We start from the raw sequence: 3,305 nt of genomic DNA, 5'->3' as shown, positions 1-3,305 counted from the left end.
TGCCAAAGGTTGCTCATCAGGGTGTCCACGCCGGCCTTTTGGGGCCCGGCATGGACTGATCTGTGCCTATTGACAGGGGGAATCATATCAACGCCTCATTAAGAGGCTAAAAATAGTTGGTTACAATGGCGAGGCACGAGCAAAAATCAACTATTTTTTGTTCTACTTCAATGACTTGTTATAGCTAATTCCACTGAACTAAGGTTATTTGACCATTACCTATATATTCAAAAGTCAAATTAACCAAACCACCACTATTATTTAAATTAACTAAACCGTCACAGTCTACATCAGTTTGGCACTCAAAGGGCTGACCTAAAAAATAATAAACACCTGACTCTTTTGTAAATGTCCAATCTAATAACTCTACTAACTCGTATTCATAACTAGTGTTAAAGGGATCTTCTATGTCTGATATGATGTTTTCAATAGAGTATTTAATGCTTGAGGCATCAGCGGGAGGATCGATTACCTTTGTTACTTTTAAAGAGAGTTGGTAGGTATGTCCCCAAACAAAATCAAAACCTTCAATGGAGTCATAAAGGTAACTATCAACATCACCATCTTGCGTTATAAAGCAGAGTTGTTGACTTACACCAACGCAAGGTCTTTTGTAGGATGCAAGTGTTTTGGTTTCCAGTGATGAAGTATTATTATCATCATCGCATGAAATAATTAAAAAAGATGTAATTAATAATAGAACTATCCGTGTGTGCATAATATTTCCTTTAGCTATAACGCTCCGCTTAGCGGTAGCAGGCTGCCCGGCTATACTCCGCGAGGCACGAGCGCAGCCGGGCTGGCTGAAATCCGTCTATAGTGCCTTGTTATGTTTTTACACATTCTTTAGTGTCAACTTCAATTACCGCGATTTGATTTTTGTTTGAATCGTAATAACTATAAGACACGACTATTTTCATATCCCTGAAGGCCTTCAAATCATCAGTAGTACAAACTGCATTAATTAACGGTAGTTTCATGTCAGCCACAAACTCCTTAACATCCATACTTTCCACTTCAAAATTAGGAAGCTGATAGTTATATTTAAACGCACCGTTAAAACCAGACGTTGAAATTAGAACCGTTTCAGAATCAACATTCATCGGTAAATTTGCGTTTATTTCACTCGAGACCTGAATCAATTTCTCACTGTTTGTCATATGCGGTTCATTATTAAATGCCTTCATAACTATATTGCTAGCTATGACAGCAAAAATAACGCCCAAAGCTTTTAGTACATTATTCTTTAGACTACTACTCATAAACTATGACCTACTCACTGAAAACATAACGCCCCACTTAGCGGGAGCAGACTGCCCGGCTACTATCCGCGAGGCACGAGCACAGCCGGGCTGGCTGAAATCCGCCTACAGTGTCTTGTTAAGTAGCCTTTGCCACTGTTTAACTATTTTATCGTACTCGTCACTAACGACATCATCGTCATCCGGACACGAATACAATACCAACTGAAGAGCAATGTATGAACCAGGAAATCCAATAAGCTCTCTCATCATTTCTAGAGCTTTGGAGTCATTTATCTCTGTCTTATCAATAAATGATAGACAGGCTGGTTCAATAATCTTCTGAACTGGGCCGCCAAACTTAGCTTTCCAATAATTGTATATCTCTAGCTGCTTATGTTTGCTTAGTTTCTTTGATAAAGGTACGCGACATATCTCATGTAGCACTACAAACGGAGCTCCTTCTCCAATCTCTGCGGATTGATGAATAATTTTCTTCCATAACCTCACATCATCGTATGGAAAGTTGCAATCAATGCTCTTAGAAAAGTCTTCGTACTTCACGTCCTCACCATACCTTCCCGAGCTACTTAACGCTCCACTTAGCGGGAGCAGCTTGCCCGGCTAATCTTTGCGAGGCACGAGCAGAGCCGGGCTGGCTGAAATCCGCCTACAGTGCCTTGTTAGGTGTTGCTGTACCAAAGTACTGCGAACCAGATTGATAGAGCGATATAGATAAGAGATAACACCCCGTTGACCCCAAGAACGGCTAACCACCCTTTCGAATCCATTCTGTGTATTACCCTTTGACCGGGCGAAAGCAATAAGATGGTTGAACCCACCGTCATTAGCGCCGATATTCCCATGATCGGCAATATCCCAAACAGAAGCAGAATCCCGACCGCACCGGCTTGACTCGCTGAAGCATCATTAGGCAAACCTGAAAAAAGCTTCATAGTAAACAAGACGGCTAATAGAGACACAGCCGGACAACTAAGCTGGACTAATCGCATTTCTCAAAACACCTAACGCCCGATTAACGGGTAAAAAATTGTGGGCTAAAATTGAGCGAAGCGAATAGCCCGCAAGTTTTTTATCCCTGTTGAATTGCTTGTTAGCTATCGTTTACTAACTTTGCCTCAACTAAAAACTCATAAAGCCCAGTAGTTATAAAGCGACCATAACTATCCTGAGTGTAACTTTCACCATCATAAACCCGATCTACAACAACAAAATACATTTCACCACTTTTGGTAAGTGGAACCATAAGATTCAAACCTATGGTATCGTTCTTTGTTTTAATTCTGATATATAGTTTGGTGTGTTTGGGTGGTCTCTTAGCAATTGATGTTTGCTCTGCACTAGTAATAGCATTAATTAATAGTTCTTTTGATTGAGTGGAATTTAATGCTAAACTTGCCACATTAATATACTCGGAATTTACCGCTTCAATTGAGACAATATCTTCAAGAGTAAGATTACTAAATTTAGCTAGCTTATTTGATCCTTCTGAATTATCCCAAAAATTACCAAGCCATCCATAAACAATATAAGTGACAATTAAAACAGATAAAACTTTCCTCAACAGCCAATCCTTACTTTAGAGAGCTAACGCCCTAATAATGGGCAAAAAACTGTTTGCTAAAATGTTGAGGAACGAAAACAGCAAACTGTTTTTTGTCCTTATTTATTAGCTTGTTAGGAATGCCATAGCTCAAGACCATGACAGTTCCTTTGTAATAACGCTACTACTTGATAAGTCATTTACTTGGGCAGAAGCACTTGGTAAAAGATTATCATATTCTTCGTTAAGGAAGTCGATCATTTCATCCAAATTCCATGGGCCTAATGATGTTTTATAATCAGGAAAGTCCTCTTGAATTTGAACCCAATCGGCATACTTCTTTTTAGACAGAACCACATTTGAATCTGTGTAGATGAGATGTAACTCCATTACTTTACTGGCTTCCTAGACATCATGATTCCCTGTGCGAGTGTCGGCCTCCTGCGTTTTATCGTGGATTAGTAAAACCAGAGCCACACTGTTTGTTGAATCACGCAATC

General features: G+C 39.7%; 5 protein-coding genes. All 5 read right to left on the bottom strand.

The window, feature by feature from the left end; genetic code table 11:
- Positions 1-184: 184 nt before the first annotated feature.
- Positions 185-718: a DUF4377 domain-containing protein gene (locus BLT77_RS19890; RefSeq protein WP_090368598.1), complete on the bottom strand. Its 534-nt coding sequence runs from the start codon at positions 716-718 to the stop codon at positions 185-187.
- A gap of 109 nt (positions 719-827) precedes the next feature.
- Complete coding sequence (locus BLT77_RS19885; protein WP_245710009.1) at positions 828-1,262, bottom strand: hypothetical protein; 435 nt, start codon at positions 1,260-1,262, stop codon at positions 828-830.
- Positions 1,263-1,367: 105 nt separating this feature from the next.
- Entirely contained in the window at positions 1,368-1,805 is a 438-nt protein-coding gene (locus tag BLT77_RS19880; RefSeq protein ID WP_090368595.1) for a hypothetical protein, read from the bottom strand.
- Positions 1,806-2,355: 550 nt separating this feature from the next.
- Complete coding sequence (locus BLT77_RS20130) at positions 2,356-2,826, bottom strand: hypothetical protein (protein WP_143026695.1); 471 nt, start codon at positions 2,824-2,826, stop codon at positions 2,356-2,358.
- A gap of 129 nt (positions 2,827-2,955) precedes the next feature.
- On the bottom strand, positions 2,956-3,195 hold the full coding sequence (locus BLT77_RS19870; RefSeq protein WP_090368589.1) for a hypothetical protein: 240 nt from the start codon (positions 3,193-3,195) through the stop codon (positions 2,956-2,958).
- Between the last annotated feature and the right edge of the window lie 110 nt (positions 3,196-3,305).

It is taken from the genome of Ferrimonas sediminum (assembly GCF_900100175.1).
In the GTDB taxonomy this organism is placed as follows: Bacteria; Pseudomonadota; Gammaproteobacteria; order Enterobacterales; family Shewanellaceae; genus Ferrimonas; species Ferrimonas sediminum.
Note: the sequence above shows the minus strand (reverse complement) of the source record. Positions and strands in the feature narration are given on the sequence as shown.

Coding starts and splice junctions, on each gene's coding strand:
- BLT77_RS19890 (WP_090368598.1), bottom strand. CDS start 718: ATGCACACACGGATAGTTCTATTATTAATTACATCTTTTTTAATTATT.
- BLT77_RS19885 (WP_245710009.1), bottom strand. CDS start 1,262: ATGAGTAGTAGTCTAAAGAATAATGTACTAAAAGCTTTGGGCGTTATT.
- BLT77_RS19870 (WP_090368589.1), bottom strand. CDS start 3,195: ATGGAGTTACATCTCATCTACACAGATTCAAATGTGGTTCTGTCTAAA.